We start from the raw sequence: 21697 nt of genomic DNA, 5'->3' as shown, positions 1-21697 counted from the left end.
AGCCGAAGCACATACGCATTCATATAAAGATATCTTTATATCATTCAAGCGCCAAAAGCCAGTGACGGCTCCTGCTTTGGCTTCGACACAATTGCCACCAAATCGTTTAACGCTTCGCTCGCCTTAACCGAACCGAAACCCAAAACCCGTTCCATACGCGCGGGGATGGCGAGCATGGGGTAATGTCCAGGCTCCAATAGTAAAGAGCGTATGACGTTGAGTACACCGACATCCCCCTGGCGTAATGCCACTCGCCTTGTCGTCCTTACCGCTTTGCTTGCGCCGATACTGGCTGCCTGCGGTGGCGGCGGTCTTGGCGCCACTGTCAAGCGCGGTGCTTTTACGTCCGCCGAATTTGGCGTCAAGTCGTCGCCCCGCGTCACCAATAATCCCAATCCGCCCAAGGGCGGCGGTCGGTATCAGGTCGGCAAGCCCTATACCGTGCGCGGCCAGGTCTATACTCCCACCGAAGATCCCAATTACCAGGCGGTCGGCGAAGCCTCGTGGTACGGCTCGGACTTCCATGGGCGCCGCACCGCAAATGGCGAAATCTTCTCGGCCAATGCCATTACGGGTGCCTCGCCGGTCCTACCGCTGCCATCCTATGTGCGCGTCACCAATCGGGAAAACGGCCGCTCGCTGATCGTGCGGGTCAATGATCGCGGCCCCTATATGCCCGGTCGTGTCATGGACCTGTCGTTTCGTGCCGCCGAAATGCTGGGCTATGTGAACAATGGCCATGCCCAGATCGCCGTTCAATATGTGGGCCGCGCACCGCTCGAAGGCGATGATACCCGCATGTTGATGGCCAGCTATGATGGCCCCTCCGATTACGGCCGCGGCAGCAATAGCGGCACGCGCATGGCCAGCAATGACGGCACCAACAGCGCCATGGACATGGCCGGCAATTTCTTCGGCAGCTTGTTCTCCTACGCCGATACCACGCCTGAAAAACAAGACATCGCGATCGAAACCGCCCATGCGGCCGTCGATGCCATGGCGACCCGCTCGCCGGGGCTGCAGGATTGGGTCAACTCCACCGATCTCGACGCGCGGAACATCAAGCTCGGCCTCGGCGTATTCGCCGATCAGGACAAGGCGATCGAGCTTTCGGAACGCTTCGCTTTCCTTGGGGCAGTCGACGAAGACCAGGTCACCGTCAACGGTCGTCCGGCGACCCGCCTCACTCTGACGCATTTGAAGCCCGGCGTAGCGCGTACCGATGCGCTTGATCTTGCCCGCGAACTTGGCCTCGACGATATTACCGTCTATTAATGAGTATAGGGCGGCTTGCGCCGCATCTGTGCGAGAAGATGATGGAATTGAGGACGATCGTGAAACGGCTTTTGTGGCTTGCCTTTGCGGTCTTTACCTTGACGACGCCGGTCTTTGCTCAGGCAGCGGCCGATTTTGACACCAAGGCCAAATACGCCATTCTGATGGACGAGGAGTCTGGCACCGTCATCTTTCAGAAGGATGCCGATACCGCCATGGAGCCGGCCAGCATGGCCAAGCTCATGACCATTGCCGTGGTGTTCAACGAAGTCCGCTCTGGCCGGGTCAAGCTGACCGATGAATTCTTCGTCTCGGAAAACGCCTGGCGCACCGGCGGCGCCTCCTCGGGCGGCTCCACCATGTTCGCTGTCCTCAATTCCAAGATCAAGGTTGAAGACCTGATCCGATCGGTCATCATCCAATCCGGCAACGACGCAGCCATCGTGCTGGCCGAAGGCATTGCGGGGTCCGAGCTGAGCTTTGCGGCGATGGAGAATGAGCTGGCCGGCACGATCGGGCTGGAAGACTCGCACTTCGTCAATCCGACCGGCCTGCCGGACCCCGACCAGTACATGACCGCCCGCGACCTTGCCGTTGTCGCCCGCTACCTGATCCGCGAATTTCCCGAATATTATCACTACTTCTCGGAGCCCGAGATGGAGTGGAACAACATCAAGCAGCCCAACCGCAACGCATTGGTCGAGCTCGGCATCGGCGTCGACGGCCTCAAGACTGGCCATACGCTGGCGGCTGGCTATGGTTCGGTGATTTCCACTGCTGACGGGGGACGCCGCCTCATCGCGGTGCTGCACGGCATGAAATCCATGGCCGAGCGCACCGAGGAGGGCCGCAAGCTGATAACCTGGGGCGCACGCGCCTTTGAACGGGTTTCGGCATTCCCCGAAGGCCACATCATCGGCTATGCCAACGTCTATGGCGGCACCAGCGGCAGCGTTGGCCTCGTGGGTGACGGCGAGGTTGCGCTCTACCTGCCGCGCGGCTCGCGCAAATGCCTGCAAGCCAGTATCGTCTATACGGGCCCCCTGATGCCGCCGGTGGAGCAGGGCGCCAAGATTGCGGAACTGCGCGTGTTCTGCGATGACAAACTGGTGCAGACCGCGCCCCTGTTCGCCGCCGACACGGTGGAAGAGGGTGACATCGTGCGCAAGGCGACCGATGCGCTCAAGCAATTGGCGCTGGGCTGGCTCTAAGTAGGGAACGACATCACCAATGCTCGACGCTTCCCAGGCCAGCCGCGCCCGTTTCATTACCTTTGAAGGTGGCGAAGGCGTCGGCAAATCTACCCAGGTCAAGCGCCTGCTGGCGAGCCTGGCCGAAACCTCGATCCAGGCCGTGCGCACCCGCGAGCCAGGCGGCACGCCCAAGGCTGAGGCCGTGCGCTCCTTCATCCTGCAGGGCCGTTCCGAAAGCTGGGGCGCCGGTGGTGAAGCTGTGCTCTTCGCCGCAGCGCGCCTCAATCACGTCAACGAGTTGATCGCCCCTAACCTCGCCGCAGGCAAATGGGTGATCTCCGACCGCTTCCACGATTCGACCCGCGCCTATCAGGGCCTGACCGGCGGCGTCGATGACAAGCTGATCGCAGCACTCGAAGCTCTGGCTTTGGACGGCCATGCGCCGGACTTGACCATCGTGCTCGATATGGATCCCGAGATTGCCTTCCGCCGCGTCGCCCAACGCGCCATCGAAGATGGCCTAGCGCTCACCGGCGACCGCTTCGAAAAAGAAGACATCGATTGGCACAAGCGGCTGCGCGACAGCTTCCTGTCAATCGCCAAGGCCAATCCCAACCGCTGCGTCGTCATCTCCGCCGATCAGGGCGAAGATGCGCTGGAAGGCGCGATCTGGGCTGTGGTCAGCGATAAATTCCCCGAAGTCACGGGCAGGGCGCGCGCGTGACCGATCCCGATGGTCTGGATGATGTGGCTGCGCCCGAGCAGCACCGCACGCTTTGGGGCCACGCCGCCGCCAAGGCGACTATTCTCGAACGGCTGAACAATCACCGGCTCCCCGGCGCCATCCTGCTGCATGGCCCGCAAGGCATCGGCAAGGCGACGCTGGCGTTCAACCTGACGCGCCTGATCTTCGCCGCCACAGGCGACGAGGACGCCAACCGCGTCGACCAGCAGGTCACTGCGCTCTCCCATCCCAACCTGGCTTTGCTGCGCCGTCGTCCCAAGGACGCCAAGAGCTATTATACCGTTATCCGCGTCGAGGACGTGCGCAACCTGCGCGAGGATCTCCACCAGACCCGCGGTCGCGCCGGCCACCGCATCGCCATCATCGACAGCATCGACGATTGCAATCCGTCCGCCGCCAACGCCCTGCTGAAAACGCTCGAAGAGCCGCCGGCCGACACGACGTTCTTCCTCGTGTCTCACCGCCCCGGCCAACTGCTGCCCACCATCAAATCGCGCTGCCACAGCCTTGCGCTGCGCCCGCTAACCGATGCCGAGGTCCGCGCTGTTGTGGCCGAGCAAAGGCCGGACCTGCCGTCCGACCAGCTCGATCGCGCCGTGTCGCTCGCTGGCGGCCGGCCTCGCCGCGCCTTCGAAACCCTGACGCTGGGCGATGGGAGCGCGCTCGGCGCTCTCCAGGCATGGTTCACTGCGCCCAACAGTCATCCTGCAGCGCTCCATATCCAACTCGCCGAAGCCTTGGGCTCCAATACCCAAAGCACTGAGCTTTCCTTCGCCCGGGAAATGCTGACCGACTGGCTGGCGGCCGAAGCCCGCAACGCTGCCATCGCGCCCAATGGCCGCTATCGCCTTGCCTCGGCCAATGCACTATGGGACAAGGCACAGGCCATGCTTGCCGAGGCCGACAGCATCAATCTGGATATGAAGCAGACGCTCGTCGCTATCTTCGACGCGATCCGCAAGCATATCGAGACCACCACACCAGTTTCCATCGAGCCCTGATGACCGCCAAACCTTTCTACGTCACGACCGCGATTTCCTATCCCAACGGCGCTCCCCATATCGGCCACGCCTATGAAATGATCGCCACCGACGCCATCGCCCGCTTCAAGCGGCTGGAAGGGCGCGAGGTCTATTTCCTGACCGGGACCGACGAGCACGGCATAAAGATGGTCCAGACCGCCGCCGCCCAGGGCGTCACGCCGCGCGAGCTGGCTGACAAGAACTCCGCCGAGTTCCGCCGCCTCGCGGAGACGCTCAATATCTCCAACGACGACTTCATCCGCACCACGGAGCAGCGTCACCACGAGGCCAGCCAGGACATCTGGAAGAGGATGGCCGCCAACAACAATGGCGACATTTTCCAGTCGACCTACAAAGGCTGGTACTCAGTCCGGGACGAGGCCTATTTCGACGAAGACGAGTTGACGGAAAAGGACGGCAAGCGCTTCGCCCCGTCCGGCGCCGAGGTCAATTGGGTTGAAGAGCCGACCTATTTCTTCCGTCTCTCGGCCTACCAGCAAAAGCTGCTCGATCTCTACGAAGCCAATCCAGACTTCATTGCGCCCAAAGAACGCCGCAACGAAATCATCTCCTTCGTCAAAGGCGGACTGCAGGATCTGTCGATCTCGCGTACCACCTTCGATTGGGGAATCCCGGTGCCCGACGCGCCGGGCCACGTCATGTATGTGTGGGTCGATGCGCTGACCAATTACATCACCGGCGTCGGCTTCCCCGACATGGACAGCGAGCTGTTCAAGAAATTCTGGCCCGCTGACCTGCATGTCATCGGCAAGGACATTATCCGCTTCCACACCGTCTATTGGCCCGCCTTCCTGATGAGCGCCGGCATCGACGTGCAGCATCGCGTTTTCGCCCATGGCTTCTTGACCGTCGATGGCCAGAAGATGAGCAAATCGCTCGGCAACGTCGTCGATCCCTTTGAATTGGCGTCGGAATTCGGCGTCGATCAGTTGCGTTATTTCCTGCTGCGCGAGGTCTCCTTCGGCCAGGACGGCGACTATAGCCGCGACAAGCTGGTCAACCGCGTCAATGCCGACCTCGCCAACAATCTGGGCAATCTGGCCCAGCGCTCGCTGTCGATGATCAACAAGAACCTCGACGGCAAGGTGCCCGAGCACGGCCCGCACACGCCCGAGGATCTGGCACTGATCCGCGAAGTCGATGAAGCCCTCGACGCCGCCCAGAAGGCCATGGACGGCCAACTGGTCCATGACGCCGCCGGCGCTATCATCGCAGCCCTGAGTTCGGCCAATAACTACTTCGCCGGCCAGGAGCCCTGGGCGCTGAAAAAGACCGATCCCGTCCGCATGGCCACGGTCCTATACCTCACCGCCGATACGGTTCGCCGTCTGGCCATCCCGATGCAGGCCTTTGTACCGGCATCGGCCGAAGTCCTGCTCAACCAGTTGGGTGTACCCGCCGACCAGCGCATGCTTGCCGACGCACTCGTCCCCGATCGCCTCGTTCCCGGCACCGAACTTCCCGTGCCCCAAGGCGTATTCGCCCGCCTCGAGCGCAAGGCCGAATAGACCATGCTGATCGACAGTCACTGCCATCTGGATTTCGAGGCGCTGTCCGGCGATATCGACGGCGTTTTGGCTCGCGCCGCCGCTGCCGGGGTGACCGGAATGGTCACGATATCCACACTGGTGGATAACTTTTCCACATACGCTGCCATCGCGGAACGTTACCCGAACGTTTGGTGCTCAGTCGGCACCCATCCGCACAATGCCGACAAGGAATTGCACATCCAGACCGACGATCTGGTGCGCCTAAGTGCCCATCCACGCTGCGTTGCGATTGGCGAAGCGGGGCTCGACTACTTCTATGATAATGCACCGCGCGAGGCCCAGGCCACGGGCCTGCGCCGCCACATCGCTGCCTCCAGAATCACCGGTCTTCCACTGGTTATCCACAGCCGCAAGTGCGACGACGACATGGCCGCCATCCTGACCGAAGAAGCCGGGCAGGGGGCCTTCCCTTTCGTTCTGCACTGCTTCACCGCCGGCCAGGATCTGGCTCGCACCGCACTCGATCTGGGTGGCTATATTTCATTCTCCGGCATCATCACCTTCAAGAATGCCGAGGACATCCGCGAGGTCGCCAAGTTTGTCCCGGCGGATCGCTATCTCGTGGAAACTGATGCGCCTTACCTGGCGCCGATCCCGCATCGCGGCGCCTCGAACGAACCCAGCTTCGTGCGCTTCACCGCTGAAAAAGTCGCTGAAGTCCGCGGCCTGAGCATAGAAGCGCTCGGCGCAGAAACTACCGCGAATTTCGCCCGGCTGTTCGCCAAAACTGGCCTCGCATAAACCATGGCCGACGCGCAAAAGATCATTGCCACGGTGCTTGGCTGTGGCTCGTCCGGCGGTGTGCCGCGCATCGGCAATATCTGGGGCGATTGTGATCCCGCCGAGCCGCGCAACCGCCGCCGCCGCTGCGCGCTGCTGATCGAAGGCTGGACCGACGGCGTCGCCGAGCCAACCCGCGTCCTCATCGACACCGGTTGCGACCTGCGCGAGCAATTGCTGGATGCCGAGGTCAATCGCGTCGACGCGGTGCTCTATACTCACGAACACGCCGACCATACGCACGGCATCGATGATTTGCGTGTGCTGGCGCTGAATAACCGCCAGCGCGTCGACGTCTATTTCACCCGCGAGGCTGGCGCCCGCATCCGCGAGGCCTTTGGCTATTGCTTCACCGCGCCACCCGGCAGCGACTATCCGCCCATCCTCAATGCCCATGAAATCGAGGCAGGCACCGTGCTGTCGATCAATGGACCCGGCGGCACCATCCGCATCGACGCTTTCAGCCAAGTGCACGGCAACATTGAGTCTCTTGGCTTCCGCGTCGGCAATTTCGCCTATTCCTGCGACCTGTCGGCCATTCCCGCCAACTCCGACGCCGCCGTATCTGGATTGAGCCTCTGGATCGTCGACGCCTTGCGCCACGCGCCACATCCAAGCCATCTGAGCTTGCCGGAAACCCTGGATCTAATCGAGCGCTTCGCGCCAGGCAAAGCCGTGCTCACGAACATGCACATCGATATGGACTACCGGACGCTGCAATCGACTTTGCCCGCCAATGTCGAACCAGCCTTCGACGGCATGCGCATCGACGTCGTGGCAGGAACCATCATCAACCTCTGAGCCGACTTATCCTCGTGCCGCCGCGCTGAGCTATGATGGCGCCACCGCCGCTAGCCGCTGAACGCGAAAACCTGTATTTTTATACAAACCTCCATTGAATCAATGCCTTAGATCAATACAAAAGTTCCATAATATATATTATGCGAATCACGGATCGACGGTTCGATTGACTCGGTCCCCACCACCCCTTCACGATCCACCACCCCTTCACAATCAGACGCTCCAGCCGGCAGCACTGCATCCAATCGATTCAATCGATCTGCCTCGCCTCAGGCCTCACGATTGCGAACCGAAAAGTGCTGCACAGCGGATCGCAACTAGGCCGTTGGTCACTCAACTGCCACCGTCCATTTTCGGAGCGAGCCACGGTCGCGCAAGCGCATGGCAATTGCGCGACCGCTGCCCAGTACGGGCTTGGCAGGTGCAATTCGCCATTCAAATTTGGCACCCCCGCCCCCTTTGCTGATCGCATCGGGATTTCGCTCAGGCGCAGCCATCACCAACGCACCATTCTGTCAGCAGAACTTTGGGGTTGACGTCCTTTTGGCGTTATGGTGACCTCTGAAACGTCAATTCTGTCGACAGATTTGAGCGTGACGGACAAAGGCGCCAGATAGCGCAATAAACACCGCACGCTCGGGAGGATCAATAATGAAGCTTTCGAAGACACTGATTGCGCTTGCCATGACGGCGGCGCTTGGCACGGGCGCAGCCAGCGCCCAGGTCAATGTCATGCTGCCCGCCGCCCCCGGCGGCGGCTGGGACGGTACGGGCCGCCAAGCCTTCCAGGCTCTCAAGGATGCCGGCATCTATACAGACGGCGTCAATTTCACCAATACCGGCGGCGCCGGCGGCACTGTTGGACTTGCCGAGTTCCTGGGCACCTCGACCGGCCAGCCCGATGCGCTGGCCGTGTTCGGCGCGATCACTGTGGGCGCCATCCAGCTCAACAGTTCGCCCATCAACCTGGCGGATTTCCGTCCAGTGGCACGGCTGACCGCCGAATACCTGGTTGTCGCGGTAGCGGCTGACTCGCCCTACAACACGCTGGCCGACCTTGTCGCCGACCTCAAGGCCGATCCAGGCGCTCATCCGATCGGCGGCGGTTCGGCCGGCGGTGTCGACCATATCGCCGTGGCCCTGCTGGCGCAGGAAGGCGGCATTCCGGTAGCCGACCTCAACTATATCCCGCAGACCTCTGGCGCCGAGACGGTAACTGCCATCGTCAACGGTACACTGACGGCCGGCGTTTCGGGCACGTCCGAATTCGCCCAGTTCGCCGAGCAGGGCCGCATCAAGCTGCTGGGAGTCACCGCCGCCGAACGCCGTACCAACCTGCCCGACGTGCCGACCTTCACCGAAGCCGGCTATCCCATCGAGCTCGCCAACTGGCGCGGCATCCTGGCGGCGCCTGGCGCGCCGGACGACAACTATGCCCAATGGGTCGATCGCTTCACGCAGCTTTCCAAGAGCGATGCCTGGAAGGCCGTACTCGAAACCCAAGGTTGGGACGATTACTTCCTCGCCGGTGAAGACTTCGGCGCGTTCATCGCGCAAGAGACCGCGACCCAGGGCAAGGTCCTCAAGGATGCCGGCCTTGTCAACTGACGGGCAGGATAACAGCCAGAATGGAGGCGGCCCCGCGGCCGCCTCCGCACCCGCCCGCCCCTACTGGATCGGAATCGGGGTCATGGCCATCGGAGCGGTCTGGCTTTATGGAGCCTCCGGCCTGCCGCAGGGCGCTCGCTATGCAGCCGTTGGTCCGGGCCTTTTCGTCACCATATCGGGTGCTGCCCTGCTGGTACTGGGCGCCATCCTCATTCTGCAGATATGGCGCGGCGAAAGCTTCGAGCCGCAAGAGGCGGAAGACGCCCAAGCCGATGCCGGCATGGATCGCCGGGCTTTCTTTACGGCGCTTGTCGCCGTTGCCGTCCCGATCGCCACCATGAAGCCGCTCGGAATGCCCTTTACCGCCACGATCGCGTTCATGCTGGTCGCCAATGCCTTCGGCTCGCGCCGCTGGTGGCTGGACCTAATCTGCGGCGCCGTACTCGCCGCCCTCGCCTGGTTCCTGTTTGCCCGTCTCGGTTTGCAACTGGGCGGCTTTTTTCCACCCTTGGGGTTTTGACGCATGCAAACCTTCGGGCTGCTCCTGGACGGCTTCGCCGTTGCCGTACAACCGGTCAATTTGATGTGGGCCCTGGTGGGCTCGCTCCTGGGCACCATAATCGGCATCCTCCCAGGCATCGGGCCGGCGCTGACCATCGCCCTCCTGCTGCCCATCACCACCACACTCGAACCCACCTCGGCCTTCATCATGTTCGCCGGCATTCTCTATGGCGCCATGTATGGCGGGTCGACCACCTCGATCCTGCTGAATACACCCGGTGAAGCCGGCTCGATGATGACCGCGCTTGAGGGAAACAAGATGGCGCGCGCCGGCCGTGGCGCCGCTGCCCTGACCACCGCTGCGCTTGGCTCCTTCGTGGCAGGCACCATCGCCACGCTGGCCCTCACCTTTGCGGCGCCGGCCATTGCCGAGCTGGCGTTCTACTTCAAGCCCGCCGACTATTTCGCCTTAACCACGCTGGCCTTCTGCTCGGTCGCCGTGGTGATGGGCAACTCGCGCACACGCGGATTCATTTCGCTGTTTATCGGCATAGCCATCGGCGTCATCGGCATCGATTCCATGAGCGGCCAGCCCCGGCTCACCTTCGGCGTCATGCAGCTTTTGCGCGGTGTTGAACTTACGGTCGTGCTGGTGTCGCTGTTCGCCGTCGGCGAGATGCTCTATGTCGCCAGCCGCTTCCGCTCGGCCCCGGCCGCCATGGCGTCCGTCAAGGGCCAGGCGTGGTTTACGCGAGAGGACTTCGCCCGATCCTGGAAACCCTGGCTACGCGGGACCCTTATCGGCTTTCCAATGGGCGCCCTGCCCGGCGGCGGCTCGGAAATTCCCACCATGCTGTCCTATACGCTCGAGCGTAAACTCTCGCGCCACAAGGACGAGTTCGGCCATGGCGCCATTGAGGGCGTCGCCGGTCCCGAAGCCGCCAACAATGCCGCCGCCGCCGGCATTCTCGTGCCGCTGCTGACCCTGGGCCTGCCGACCTCGGCGACCGCCGCCGTGCTGCTCGCCGCCTTCCAGAATTACGGCCTGCAGCCCGGCCCTTTCCTCTTCACGTCCAACCCGGCGCTGATCTGGGGCCTCATCGCCTCGCTCTATATCGGCAATGTCATGCTGCTCGTGCTCAACCTGCCGCTCGTGGGCATCTGGGTACAATTGCTGCGCATCCCGCGTCCGCAGCTTTATGCCGGCATTCTGGTCTTTGCCATGATCGGCGTCTGGGGCCTCGCCGGCTCCTGGACCGACCTCGCCATCATGCTGGTCATCGGCCTGATGGGTTATGTGATGCGGGTCTACGATTTCCCCATCGCGCCGGTACTGATCGGCCTGATCCTCGGCCCCATGGCCGAAACCCAGTTGCGGACGGCCCTGGCGGCTGGGCAGGGCAACCCCATCGTCCTCGTCTCGACCCCGCTCTCGGGCACGCTGATGGTCATCGCCCTGCTGTTTTTGGCCGTGCCTCCACTGCTTCGGCGCCTGCGCGCCAATGCCTGAACGGCCCTAGGGCCCTGTTTCACTTCGACTAAGGAATGCCATCGACTATGAAGACCTACGACGTCAAGGTTCACGCCTCCGCCGCCAATCTGCCCCGCCAGCAGCAGCTCGCCTGGCACATCGCCGAATTTGCCGCCCATTGCGGGCCAATCGACGCCGACGTGCGCGAGATGATCGCCTGCAGGATCGTGGACAATGCCAGCGTGGCCCTGGCCGCCATCAACCGGGCTCCGGTCGCGGCGGCCCGCTCCATGGCGCTGGCGCATCCACGCAAGGGCGGCGCTACCCTCTACGGATTGGATGCATCGAGCCGGGTGGATGCCGAATGGGCCGCCTGGGCCAATGCTACCGCCGTGCGCGAACTCGACTTCCATGACACGTTCCTGGCTGCCGACTATTCCCATCCCGGCGACTCCCTGTCGCCGCTGATCGCCGTCGCCCAGCAGATGGGCCTCGACGGCGCGGCGCTGGCGAGGGGCGCCGCTGTGGCTTACGAGGTTCATGTCGCCCTGGTGAAGGCGATCTCGCTGCATAAGTACAAGAAGGACCACGTCGCGCACCTGGCACCGGCCACCACCGCCGGCATCGGCGCCATGTTGGGTCTTTCCACCGAGGTGATCTACCAGGCGGTCAACCAGGCAGTGCACCTGGCGTTTTCAACCCGACAGTCGCGCAAGGGCGAGATCAGTTCGTGGAAGGCCTATGTGCCCGGCTTTTCGGGCAAGCTGGCCATCGAGTGCATCGACCGCGCCATGCGCGGGGAAGCATCGCCATCGCCAATCTATGAGGGCGAGGAATCCGTGCTGGCCTGGATGCTGGGCGGGAGGGACGAGCGCTATAGCGTCAGCCTGCCGGCGCCCGGCGAGAGCCCACGCCAGATTCTGGAAACTTATACCAAGGCGCACTCGGCCGAGTACCAGGCGCAGGCCCTGATCGACCTTGCCATCGACCTGTCAGGTCAGATCGGCGATCTCAGCCAGGTTAAATCGGTGCTGCTCGAAACCAGCCATCACACCCATAACGTGATCGGCACGGGCGCCAACGACCCGCAGAAGAGCGATCCCGAAGCCAGCCGCGAAACGCTGGATCATTCGATCATGTATATTCTTGCCGTCGCGCTCGAAGACCGCAGATGGCACCATGTCGACAGCTATGCCCGCGAACGGGCCCGTACGCCATCGACCGTGGCGCTGTGGCACAAGATCACCACTGTCGAAGATCCCGAATGGACGCGACGCTATCTTGAGGTCGACCCGGACAAGCGGGCCTTCGGCGGCAAGATCGTCGTGACGATGCTGGACGGCACCACCATCGTGGGCGAGCGCGCCGTTGCCGACGCCCATCCCAATGGCGCCCATCCCTGGACCTGGCCCGACTATGCCGGAAAATTCGAAACGCTGACCCGCGACACGCTGGGCGCCTCCGAACGCCAGGCGTTCCTGGCCGCCGCCAAGGGCTTCACCGCCCTGCCCGCCAAAGCGCTCGATGGCCTGGTGCCCGCCTTGCCGGGCGGTTCGGTCATTCCTTCCAAGCCCACCGGCCAGGGCATTTTCGACCGCGGACTGGACTAGACCATGCTCAACCACGAAATCAACCAAGCCTTCCGCGCGCGCCTGGACAAGGGCGGCGCCGTGCTGATGCCGGGAGCGGCCAACGCGCTGGCTGCCCGCATCATTGCCGATCTGGGTTTCGAGGCGATCTATCTGTCGGGCGCAGGTCTCACCAACACTTATCTGGGCATGCCGGACTTAGGCTTTGTCAGCCTGCCCGAAATCGCCCAGCATACGTCCACCATCCGCGACGCCACGGACCTGCCCATCGTTGTCGATGCCGATACCGGCTTCGGCAACGCCCTCAACGTGCGCCACACCATCCGCACGCTCGAGCGGGCCGGCGCCAGCGCCATCCAGTTGGAGGACCAGGTCAATCCCAAGCGATGCGGCCATTTTGCGGGTAAGGACGTGGTCGATCTGGGCGAGGCACGCAGCCGTATCAAGGCTGCGGTGGATGCGCGGCAGGACCCCAACCTGCTGATCATCGCCCGCACTGACGCCCGCGCGACGCAGGGCTTTGCTGCGGCAATCGAGCGCGCGCAGGCCTTTATCGAGGACGGAGCCGACATCACCTTCGTCGAAGCTCCCGAGAGCATTGAGGAAATCCGCAGCATCCCCGCCCAACTCAAGAATACGCCCCAACTGGTCAATCTGGTCGTCGGCGGGCGCACCCCGATCCTGGGGCTCGAAGAGCTGGACCGGATGGGCTTTTCACTGGTGCTGTACGCCAATGTGGCGCTACAGGGCGCGATCTATGGCATGCAGGCGGCGCTCGGCCAGCTCAAAAGCAATGGCAGCCTGGACGAAACCGGTCCGGTTGCCAGCTTCAAGGAGCGCCAGCGGCTCGTGAACAAGCCGCTGTTCGACGAGCTGGAAAAACGTTACGCAACCAGGGACTAGAGGATTGCAACGGTGAGCACATTAGCCGACGAAAAGCACGACCCGGCTGACGACCGGCTGCTCACCGACCAACTTTTCGACCAGCTCAGCGAAGCCATCGTCATGGGGACGTTCGCCCCGGGCTCAAAGCTCAGCGAACCGCGGCTCGCAGCGCAATATGGCGTGAGCCGCGGCCCCGTCCGGGAGGCGATCCGGCGGCTGGAAGAGCGCAAGCTCGTCACCAGCGCCCCGCGCCAGGGCGTGCGCGTCGTGGTGCCGACTCCCGAGGACGCGCTGGAGCTTTTCACGATCCGTGAGGTGTTGGAGGGGCTGGCCGCCCGCCACGCCGCCGACAACGCCACTGATGCGGAAATCGAAGATCTCAGGACGATGCTCGCGGGCCATCGCCAAGCGCTCTCCAAGCCGGACGCCATGGTCTATTGGCAGGCGACGGCAAATTCCGATTTTCACTTCATGGTCGCCCGCATCGGGCGCAACCAGCATCTGTTCGACCTGCTGTGTGGAGAATACTACACGCTGTTCCGGCTGTACCGCATGCGGCATCGGATCGTCCCAGGTCGCGCCCAACGCGCTCTCGCCGAACACGAGCGTATCGTGGAGGCCATAGCCGATCGCGACGCAGAACTATCAGAACTTTTGATGCGCCGGCACATCGCCTCGGCCCGGACCGGCTTGATCAATCAGGCGACCGCTTAGGGCCGGTTGAGGTACCGCGCTGACGACATGCTCCGGCACCCTTGCTAAGCTCGGCTCACCGATTCCATCATCGAGCCCGCCATGCAGCCCTCCCGCGATATTTCCCGTCTGATCGAAATCATGGCCGCCTTGCGCAATCCCGTCGGCGGCTGCCCCTGGGATCTGGTGCAGGACTTTTCCACCATCCGCCACTACACCATAGAGGAAGCCTACGAGGTCGCCGATGCTATCGAGCGCCAGGATTTTGCCGACCTGCGCGAGGAACTCGGTGATCTGCTGCTGCAGCCGATCTACCACGCGCAGATGGCCAGCGAGGCCGCCCACTTCGATATCGGCGACGTCATCTATGGCATCACCGAAAAGCTGATCCGTCGCCATCCCCACGTCTTCGGCGATCTCGATGCCAATGATGCACAAGCCGCGCAGGGCCGTTGGGAAGCCATCAAGGTCGAGGAACGCGCCGCCAAGGCCGCACGCAAAGGCGATACCGTTCCCTCGGTTCTCGACGACGTCGCTGCCACGCTGCCCGCACTTGCCCGCGCTGAAAAGCTGACCAAGCGCGCCGCCCGCGTCGGCTTCGACTGGCCCGATCTCGCCGCCGTCGCGGCCAAGGTCACCGAGGAACTGGCCGAAGTCTCTGAAGCCGCAGCCTCAGGCGACGCTGCCGCCACGCACGAGGAAATCGGCGACCTGCTCTTCGCCGTCGCCAATCTGGCGCGCCACGCCGGCGTCGATGCCGAAGCCGCCCTGCGCGATGCCAACCAGAAGTTCACTCGGCGGTTTCACCACGTCGAAGCGCGAGCTCGCGGAGACGGCGTGGCGATCGAGGCGGCTGGCCTCGACCGGCTCGATGGCTACTGGAACGAAATTCGAGCGGCGGATAAAGGTTAGGCGTCCGAACTCTCGATCCGGCCGTTGAACCGTTCAAGAAACGCAGTCTTCTGCCGCGGCTCAATGCGCACAACAAAGCCGCTGCCTTTTTCGTTCGGCTCGTCACGCGAAATGATCTCGGCATGGCTATGCAGCCAGCCAATGTCCGCTCCGGCACTGTGTGGCACGTGCACATGATAGGTCCGGCTCTTCTCGGCGAGGCCCGCCTCAATGGCGAGCTTGAGCTGATCCAGCCCCTGCCCGGTCTTGGCTGAAACCGGCACCACGGCCGACACCTTGCCGATCGGCTTGGCCGTATTCAGCAGCCCATCCGGATCATCGGTGGCGGGTAACAGGTCGATCTTGTTCCAAACTTCGATGATCGGCGTCGTGTCGGTCGAAACACCGAGATCGCCCAGAACCTTGAGCACATCCAGCGCCTGAGCCAGATGATCCTCATTGGCCACATCGCGTACGTGCAGGATGATGTCGGCGTCCAGCACTTCTTCCAAGGTCGCGCGGAAGGCCGCCACCAGATCGGTCGGCAGATCGGCGACGAACCCGACGGTATCGCTCAGCATGATCTGTCGCCCATGGGGCAGTTCCAGCTTGCGCACGGTGGTATCGAGGGTCGCGAACAGCAGATCCTCGGCGAACACCCCTGCCCCAGTCAGCATATTGAAAATGCTGGATTTCCCGGCATTGGTATAGCCGACCAAAGCCACGGTCGGTGTATCGCTGCCCTTGGCACGTTGCTGGGCGCGGGTCTTCTTGACCTTCTCCAGTCGGTCTTCCAGCAGCACGATGCGGTCGGTAATCTGCCGGCGATCGCTTTCGATCTGGGTTTCGCCCGGACCACCCATGAAGCCGTAGCCGCCGCTGCCGCGCTGGCGCTCCAGATGGGTCCAGGACCGCACCAGACGGCCCTTCTGATAATTCAGATGCGCGAGTTCGACCTGCAGCACGCCTTCGCGTGTCGCCGCCCGCTCGCCGAAAATTTCCAGGATCAGCGCCGTGCGGTCCAGCACCTTGGCGCCGGTTTCCTGCTCCAGATTGCGCTGTTGAATAGCCGTCAGCGAAGCATCCACCAATAGCAGGTCGATATCCTCGGCCTTCACTCGAGCCTTGAGGCTCTCGGTATGGCCGCCGCCGATGAAGGTCGACGGCTTGACCTCGCGCACCTTGATGACTTCGGAAAACACGATATCGAGGCGGATCGCTCCGGCCAGTCCTTCGAATTCAGCCTTGCGCGCATCAATGCCGTGTTGCGAAAAGTTACCACGCACGTCGGGGACCACGAGGCCCACACGGGTCGCATGCTGTTGCTGGTCGATAAATGCCTTTGGGCCGCCCCGTGCGGCGGCCTCGTCGTCGTCGTGGTCATCCATTGCTGGGATCAGTCGCTATCTTGGTTCTGTTCGGGATCGAACAGTTGGATCGGCGCGCCCGGCATGATGGTCGAAATCGCGTGCTTGTAGACAAGCTGCGATTGCGCATCGCGCCGCAACAGCAGGCAGAAATTGTCGAACCAGGTGATGACACCCTGCAACTTGACGCCGTTCACGAGGAAGATTGTGACCGGCACCTTCTGCTTGCGAACGTGGTTGAGGAAGGAATCTTGCAGATTTTGTTGTTTTTCACTCGCCATCGAGGCCTCTTCTCGCGGCATTGCATGCCGCTGTTATCATTGCCTGGGAGTGCCAGGTCTCGCCGGGGACAGCCGCCCTGCCCCCGCACAGTCCATAATCGTTAGACCGCTAACGACTATTACACAGAACACTTTTACTGCCTACCCGCGCCCCACGCATGGCACGGGCGATATTTCTGTACGCTCACAGACCAAGCGATTTGATCTTGCGATGCAAGGCACTGCGCTCCATTCCCACGAACTCCGCAGTCTTGGAAATGTTCCCGCCAAACCGCTCGATCTGGGCCACCAGATATTGCCGTTCGAACACTTCGCGGGCGTCGCGCAGCGGCAGGCTCATCAGGTGCGCCGAAGCGTCGGTGTCCCCGACTGTGGGCAGCACCTCGCCGATATCGGACGGTAACATGGCCGCCGTGATGATCCCGTCCTCGGGCTGCTGGTCCTTCATCAGAATCAACAGCCGCTCAATCGAGTTGCGCAATTGCCGCGCATTGCCCGGCCATTCCTGCGCCTGCAACACCGCCATGGCGTCGTCGCCAATCGTCAGGCGCTGCAGATTATGCATGCGGCAGACCTGGTCGATGAACACATTGACCAGCGGCGGCACGTCCTCGCGGCGCTCTTTGAGCGGCGTCAGCGGCAGGGGCACGATCGACAGGCGGTGGAACAGGTCGCTTCGGAACTCGCCCGCCTCGATCTGCGCCGCCACGTTCTGCGAGCTGGCGGCGATGATGCGCACGTCGATCGGCACCGCCTGGGTGCCGCCAACGCGGGTGAAGCGGTTCTCCACCAGCGTGCGCAATAGCGCCGTCTGAGTCTGCGCCGGCAAGGTCGTCACTTCGGACAGATAGAGCGTGCCGCCATGCGCCTTCTCCAGCGCGCCGACTTCCGCCCGCAAGGTGCCGGTTTTCTCGCGCACTTCGCGGCCGAACAGCACCACCGGCACTTCCTCGGGCGCGTACAGCGAGGCGTTAATCTCGACAAACGGCGCGTCCGCACGCGGGCTGCGCTGGTGGATCAGGCGGGCCACCAAGCCCTTGCCGGCGCCCGACGGCCCCGAGATAAAGATGCGCGAATTTGTTGGTGCCGACTTCTCAATCACACCGCGCACCTGCTGCAGCGCCGGGGACGAACCCACCATATCGCCACTCTTGGCCGACGAGCGTTCCTTGAGCTCGGCGACCTCATTGCGCAGCCGCGTCGCTTCCATCGCCCGCTGGGTAATGTGCAGCAGTCGGTCAATCTTGAATGGCTTCTCGATATAGTCGTAAGCGCCGCGCCGGATCGCCGACACAGCAGTCTCGACGTTACCGTGGCCAGAGATCATCACGACCGGCATGTCCGGGTGCTGGCTCTGGAACACGTCGAGCAGTTGCAGCCCGTCGAGCCGCGACCCCTGCATCCAGATATCGAGGAAGACAAGACTCGGCCGCCGTCGCGCAATCTCGTTGAGCCCGCTATCGGCATCGTGGGCCTGTCGCGTTTCAAACCCCTCATCCTCAAGGATGCCGGCGATCAGGTCGCGGATATCGTCTTCGTCGTCGATGATCAGAATATCGAGTGCCATTATTTGTGCACGACCGCTGCCAGCAGCGGCTCCTCCATTTGGGCGATCATTGCCTCGGTTCGCTCGGCAATCTCGCCGTCAGTCGATGTCTTGTGGGGGGAAGTCAGGGGCAGCGTAAAGGTGACACAGGCGCCGATACGGCCATTCACATCGGGTTCGGCGTCCACCAGTTCAACCAGGCCACCATGTTGCTCGATGATCTTGGCCACGATGGCCAGACCGAGCCCAGTCCCCTTTTCACGGGTCGTCATATAGGGTTCCAGCAGGCGCTGGCGATTATCCTTGGGCCAGCCCTTGCCATTGTCCGATACGGCAATTCTAGCATGGTTACCCTCAATCTGCCCCTGCACGAGAATAGCAGGCCCGAAATCCGATATATCAACGGCTTCAAAAGCTTCTACCGCATTCTTGATAAGATTAGTTAGACTCTGCGAAATCAGCCGGCTATCGAAATAGGCGTAGATCGGCATTTCCGGCAATTCGGTCTGAATGCTGATTTCCGGCAGTCGCACGCTTTCCAGGAACACCGCCTGCCGCACGGTATCGCTCAGATCGGCCACTTCGGGCGCCGCCTCGGGCATACGCGCAAACGCCGAGAACTCATCGACCATGCGGCCGATATCGCCCACCTGGCGCACGATGGTGTTAATGCACTTGTCGAAGACCTCGCGATCGTCCTCCAGCCGCGTGCCGTAGCGCCGGCGCAGGCGTTCGGCCGATAGCTGGATCGGGGTCAGCGGGTTCTTGATCTCATGGGCAATCCGGCGCGCCACATCCGCCCACGCGCTCGTGCGCTGCGCCGACTCGAGGTCCGTGATGTCGTCGAATGTCAGCACGTAGCCTTTTGACTCGGTCATCGAGCCCTCGCGGGTCAACTGCACCTGATAGGTTTTCCGGTCGGTCTCGTTGCCGAGATAGATTTGATCGCGCACCTGCCCGCGCCGTGCCGAGCGCGCGCGTTCGAGGATTGGGGCCAGTTGCGGCATAACCTCCTCGATCGCCTCGCCCATCATGGCAATTTCGTCGCGACCCAACATTTCGCAGGCGCGAGCATTGACCAGCGTCACCGCCCCGAACGGATCTAGCCCGATAATGCCCGCCGAGACGCCTTCCACCACGGCCTCGGTAAATTGCCGTCGTTTCTCGTTCATTTCGCTGGCGCTCAGCAGCGCCTCACGCTGGCTCTTGAGCTGCTGCGTCATGCGATTGAAGCGGCTGGATAAATCCCGAAAATCGCCCCTGCCCTCCTGCACCGGCACCTGCACATCCAGGTCGCCCTGGCTGACCCGGTTCGACGCAATCATCAGGTTTCGAATCGGATCAACAAAGCGGTTGGCCAGGGCGATACCGATCCACAAAGCCGCCAGTAGCAGCACCACGGCGAGGCCCACATACATGATGGTGAAGGTGATCTGGAACACCAGCCGATTGGAGGCATATTGGCGGTATTCGGTGATATTCTCGTCGGTTAGGCGCATATATTCGAGCACTTCGGCATCCACCGGCCGGGCGACGAACAGGAACGTATTGTCGTAGCCGCGCAGCTTGACCACCGAGCCGACCAGATTGGTCGAACCGGGCGCGATTGCCGTTGGCGTGCCCTCGACCACGCCCTGGGTAATGCCCTTCGGCAGCTTCGGGCTGGCGCCCTGTACGTTGATCTGCGCCCGCATCAGCGTATCGCCGTCTTGCGAGATCAGCGAGGTAAACGGCAGCGAGCGCGTCACCGCCAGCGCGGTCAGGATGCGCTGATAGCGATCGCGATCCGATTCGAAGGTGCCACGCGCCTGCTCCAGCTCGGTCGCAACCCAGATGATATCGTCACGCAGCACCTGCGCATGTTCGAGCATGTAGGAGCGCGCCACCAGCCGCGAGCTTTCCACCATGGCCCTGGTGCGTTCGGAGAACCACTGGTCGAGCCCCTGGTTGAGCGCGATGGTCGCCACCACGGCCACGATCACCGCCGGAACGGCTGCCACCAGCGCGAACATGGTCACCATGCGGATTTGCAGCCCGGCGCCAGCCTGGTTCTGTGCCCGCGCTTGCACCAGCAGCATGGCCTCGGTCACCACCAAGGCGATCATCAGCAGCACCAGCACGCCAGTGACGATCCAGATGATGGTCCACACTTCGGCCGAAGGCTCGATATTGGTGGTACCGGACAGGATCAGGAACGAGATCGACGACATCGCCACCGATGCCAGCACCACAACGAGGCCGAGCATGCGCAGCGCACGGTTGTTCTGCACGGCAAAAAACGGCGCCCGTGGTGGCTTGGGCGTCGTCGGCGTCGTGTTGCCAATGCCCTCAATCGGTGCTGTCGCGTCGCTCATTTCAAAAGCCAAACGGCTTCTCCGCGGGAGACAACAGAGTCTGGCCCAATTTCGCCAACCCTTCAAGACAATTGTTGCCAAAATGTGACACTGATCGCCGGCCGCCTTCGGCGGTAAAATCTCCCCAGTGGGGAGATTTTAGGCGATCAGGCCCGAAGAGCTATGCTCGCAGGGCCCAGATGCTCCGCAAACACGATCCCGAACTACGATGTCGTGGCGCCCTCATACACCATTCGCGCTTCGACTTCACCCCGCTTCGGCGCTCCCAGGCGACCGCCAAACGACTCACACTTGATCGCCGCTGCCACCGCCGCGAACCGCATGATCCACTCCATCGGCCGGCCTTCGACCAAGCCCAGCACAAAAGCGCCGTGGAACACGTCGCCCGCCGCCAGGGTATCGCGCGCCACAATCCTGGGGGCGGCGCAATGGCGGACCTGCTTGCTGTCACGGTCGAACCAATAGACGCCGCTCGGCCCAGCGGTCACCGACACGAAGCTATCGAACTGCGCAGCCAGCCGCTCCACCGCCGCTGCCGGGCCGGCACAGCCGGTCAGTTGCTCCGCCGCCGGCTCGGACGCCACGATATGGCTCGCCAGAGGCAGCAGCAGCGCGTGAGTCTCGGCCCGGGCGACATCGGCATCCAGCACCGCTGGGATCCCGGCCTGCCGCGCTGCGGTCAGCGCCCGCGCCGCTGCGAGCGGCCAGCGAACGTCCACCAGCACGGCCGAATGCGTCCGGCCCGAAATCGCAGGCATGGTCTCTGGCGCCGTCAGCAGTGCAGGATCGTAATGCGGCACGATGATGCGCTCGCCCGCCTGATCGACCAATATGGTAGCGAACGCCGACCGGGCACCAGAGACGGTTCGCACCGCGGCACAATCCACGCCTTCGGCCGCTATTTCCCCAATGAGGCGTGTCCCGGTCGCATCCTCGCCAACTGACGCCCACAGCGCCACCGCGCAACCCAGCCGCGCTATCGCGGTCGCCGCGCTCGACGCCATGCCAGCCGCAATCTCCACCGCCGCGACCGGGATGAATTTCCCCGGCCCTGACGGCAGTTCCGCCATCTCGAAAATCGTATCCAGCGTCAGCGCACCAACGCACAGAATCGGCCGCACGGC

General features: G+C 62.8%; 19 protein-coding genes. 14 read left to right on the top strand and 5 right to left on the bottom strand.

The genetic code is table 11. The features are described from left to right. Window positions 1-216 precede the first annotated feature (216 nt). The 14 genes from JWP26_RS17570 (at window position 217) to mazG (ending at window position 15046) form a co-directional block, all read left to right on the top strand. Window positions 217-1275 carry a septal ring lytic transglycosylase RlpA family protein gene (locus JWP26_RS17570; RefSeq protein ID WP_299730750.1) on the top strand — a complete coding sequence of 353 codons (1059 nt, stop codon included), beginning with the start codon at window positions 217-219 and terminating at the stop codon, window positions 1273-1275. Window positions 1276-1334: 59 nt separating this feature from the next. After that, window positions 1335-2486 (top strand): D-alanyl-D-alanine carboxypeptidase family protein, encoded by a 1152-nt coding sequence (locus JWP26_RS17565; protein ID WP_299730747.1) that lies wholly within the window; start codon window positions 1335-1337, stop codon window positions 2484-2486. A gap of 19 nt (window positions 2487-2505) precedes the next feature. After that, a complete protein-coding gene (gene tmk / locus JWP26_RS17560) occupies window positions 2506-3192 on the top strand; it encodes a dTMP kinase (protein ID WP_299730744.1) in 687 nt (228 codons plus the stop codon). Next, on the top strand, window positions 3189-4214 hold the full coding sequence (locus JWP26_RS17555) for an AAA family ATPase (RefSeq protein WP_299730741.1): 1026 nt from the start codon (window positions 3189-3191) through the stop codon (window positions 4212-4214). The genes tmk and JWP26_RS17555 overlap by 4 nt, the downstream gene beginning before the upstream one ends. After that, complete coding sequence (gene metG / locus JWP26_RS17550) at window positions 4214-5764, top strand: methionine--tRNA ligase (protein ID WP_299730738.1); 1551 nt, start codon at window positions 4214-4216, stop codon at window positions 5762-5764. Before JWP26_RS17555 ends, metG begins: the two co-directional genes overlap by 1 nt. Before the next feature lie 3 nt (window positions 5765-5767). Next, window positions 5768-6547 (top strand): TatD family hydrolase, encoded by a 780-nt coding sequence (locus JWP26_RS17545; RefSeq protein WP_299730735.1) that lies wholly within the window; start codon window positions 5768-5770, stop codon window positions 6545-6547. A gap of 3 nt (window positions 6548-6550) precedes the next feature. Beyond that, complete coding sequence (locus JWP26_RS17540) at window positions 6551-7387, top strand: MBL fold metallo-hydrolase (RefSeq protein ID WP_299730732.1); 837 nt, start codon at window positions 6551-6553, stop codon at window positions 7385-7387. Window positions 7388-8038: 651 nt separating this feature from the next. After that, entirely contained in the window at window positions 8039-8995 is a 957-nt protein-coding gene (locus JWP26_RS17535) for a tripartite tricarboxylate transporter substrate binding protein (RefSeq protein WP_299730729.1), read from the top strand. After that, window positions 8976-9515 (top strand): tripartite tricarboxylate transporter TctB family protein, encoded by a 540-nt coding sequence (locus JWP26_RS17530; RefSeq protein ID WP_299730726.1) that lies wholly within the window; start codon window positions 8976-8978, stop codon window positions 9513-9515. The genes JWP26_RS17535 and JWP26_RS17530 overlap by 20 nt, the downstream gene beginning before the upstream one ends. Window positions 9516-9518: 3 nt before the next feature. Then, window positions 9519-11006: a tripartite tricarboxylate transporter permease gene (locus JWP26_RS17525; RefSeq protein ID WP_299730723.1), complete on the top strand. Its 1488-nt coding sequence runs from the start codon at window positions 9519-9521 to the stop codon at window positions 11004-11006. Window positions 11007-11053: 47 nt separating this feature from the next. Continuing rightward, the gene (locus JWP26_RS17520) at window positions 11054-12577 is read left to right on the top strand and encodes an MmgE/PrpD family protein (RefSeq protein ID WP_299730720.1); all 1524 of its coding nucleotides are present in this window, start codon (window positions 11054-11056) and stop codon (window positions 12575-12577) included. A 3-nt stretch (window positions 12578-12580) separates the two neighbouring features. Continuing rightward, complete coding sequence (locus tag JWP26_RS17515) at window positions 12581-13459, top strand: isocitrate lyase/phosphoenolpyruvate mutase family protein (RefSeq protein ID WP_299730717.1); 879 nt, start codon at window positions 12581-12583, stop codon at window positions 13457-13459. Window positions 13460-13471: 12 nt separating this feature from the next. Beyond that, the gene (locus JWP26_RS17510; RefSeq protein WP_299730714.1) at window positions 13472-14155 is read left to right on the top strand and encodes a GntR family transcriptional regulator; all 684 of its coding nucleotides are present in this window, start codon (window positions 13472-13474) and stop codon (window positions 14153-14155) included. An 81-nt stretch (window positions 14156-14236) separates the two neighbouring features. Further along, a complete protein-coding gene (mazG, locus tag JWP26_RS17505) occupies window positions 14237-15046 on the top strand; it encodes a nucleoside triphosphate pyrophosphohydrolase (RefSeq protein WP_299730710.1) in 810 nt (269 codons plus the stop codon). Here the strand turns inward: mazG and hflX are convergent. The 5 genes from hflX to JWP26_RS17480 all read right to left on the bottom strand — a co-directional run bounded on the left by hflX (window position 15043) and on the right by JWP26_RS17480 (window position 21694). Beyond that, window positions 15043-16413 carry a GTPase HflX gene (hflX, locus tag JWP26_RS17500; RefSeq protein WP_299730707.1) on the bottom strand — a complete coding sequence of 457 codons (1371 nt, stop codon included), beginning with the start codon at window positions 16411-16413 and terminating at the stop codon, window positions 15043-15045. The two genes, mazG and hflX, sit on opposite strands and share 4 nt — an antisense overlap. Before the next feature lie 8 nt (window positions 16414-16421). Next, a complete protein-coding gene (gene hfq / locus JWP26_RS17495; RefSeq protein ID WP_046136099.1) occupies window positions 16422-16673 on the bottom strand; it encodes an RNA chaperone Hfq in 252 nt (83 codons plus the stop codon). Window positions 16674-16857: 184 nt separating this feature from the next. After that, window positions 16858-18240, bottom strand: a complete 1383-nt coding sequence (locus tag JWP26_RS17490) for a sigma-54 dependent transcriptional regulator (protein ID WP_299730700.1) — start codon at window positions 18238-18240, stop codon at window positions 16858-16860. Continuing rightward, on the bottom strand, window positions 18240-20573 hold the full coding sequence (locus JWP26_RS17485; RefSeq protein WP_299730697.1) for a PAS domain-containing sensor histidine kinase: 2334 nt from the start codon (window positions 20571-20573) through the stop codon (window positions 18240-18242). The genes JWP26_RS17490 and JWP26_RS17485 overlap by 1 nt, the downstream gene beginning before the upstream one ends. Before the next feature lie 203 nt (window positions 20574-20776). Next, window positions 20777-21694: a PfkB family carbohydrate kinase gene (locus JWP26_RS17480; RefSeq protein WP_367184166.1), complete on the bottom strand. Its 918-nt coding sequence runs from the start codon at window positions 21692-21694 to the stop codon at window positions 20777-20779. Window positions 21695-21697 lie beyond the last annotated feature (3 nt).

The sequence above is a fragment of the Devosia sp. genome (genome assembly GCF_028290435.1).
GTDB lineage: Bacteria > Pseudomonadota > Alphaproteobacteria > Rhizobiales > Devosiaceae > Devosia.
This window is presented reverse-complemented; position numbering and strand designations above follow the sequence as displayed.

Coding starts and splice junctions, on each gene's coding strand:
- JWP26_RS17530 (WP_299730726.1), top strand. CDS start 8,976: ATGCCGGCCTTGTCAACTGACGGGCAGGATAACAGCCAGAATGGAGGC.
- JWP26_RS17490 (WP_299730700.1), bottom strand. CDS start 18,240: ATGGCACTCGATATTCTGATCATCGACGACGAAGACGATATCCGCGAC.
- JWP26_RS17520 (WP_299730720.1), top strand. CDS start 11,054: ATGAAGACCTACGACGTCAAGGTTCACGCCTCCGCCGCCAATCTGCCC.
- JWP26_RS17545 (WP_299730735.1), top strand. CDS start 5,768: ATGCTGATCGACAGTCACTGCCATCTGGATTTCGAGGCGCTGTCCGGC.
- hfq (WP_046136099.1), bottom strand. CDS start 16,673: ATGGCGAGTGAAAAACAACAAAATCTGCAAGATTCCTTCCTCAACCAC.
- JWP26_RS17525 (WP_299730723.1), top strand. CDS start 9,519: ATGCAAACCTTCGGGCTGCTCCTGGACGGCTTCGCCGTTGCCGTACAA.
- metG (WP_299730738.1), top strand. CDS start 4,214: ATGACCGCCAAACCTTTCTACGTCACGACCGCGATTTCCTATCCCAAC.
- JWP26_RS17515 (WP_299730717.1), top strand. CDS start 12,581: ATGCTCAACCACGAAATCAACCAAGCCTTCCGCGCGCGCCTGGACAAG.
- JWP26_RS17540 (WP_299730732.1), top strand. CDS start 6,551: ATGGCCGACGCGCAAAAGATCATTGCCACGGTGCTTGGCTGTGGCTCG.
- JWP26_RS17485 (WP_299730697.1), bottom strand. CDS start 20,573: ATGAGCGACGCGACAGCACCGATTGAGGGCATTGGCAACACGACGCCG.
- JWP26_RS17535 (WP_299730729.1), top strand. CDS start 8,039: ATGAAGCTTTCGAAGACACTGATTGCGCTTGCCATGACGGCGGCGCTT.
- tmk (WP_299730744.1), top strand. CDS start 2,506: ATGCTCGACGCTTCCCAGGCCAGCCGCGCCCGTTTCATTACCTTTGAA.
- mazG (WP_299730710.1), top strand. CDS start 14,237: ATGCAGCCCTCCCGCGATATTTCCCGTCTGATCGAAATCATGGCCGCC.
- hflX (WP_299730707.1), bottom strand. CDS start 16,413: ATGGATGACCACGACGACGACGAGGCCGCCGCACGGGGCGGCCCAAAG.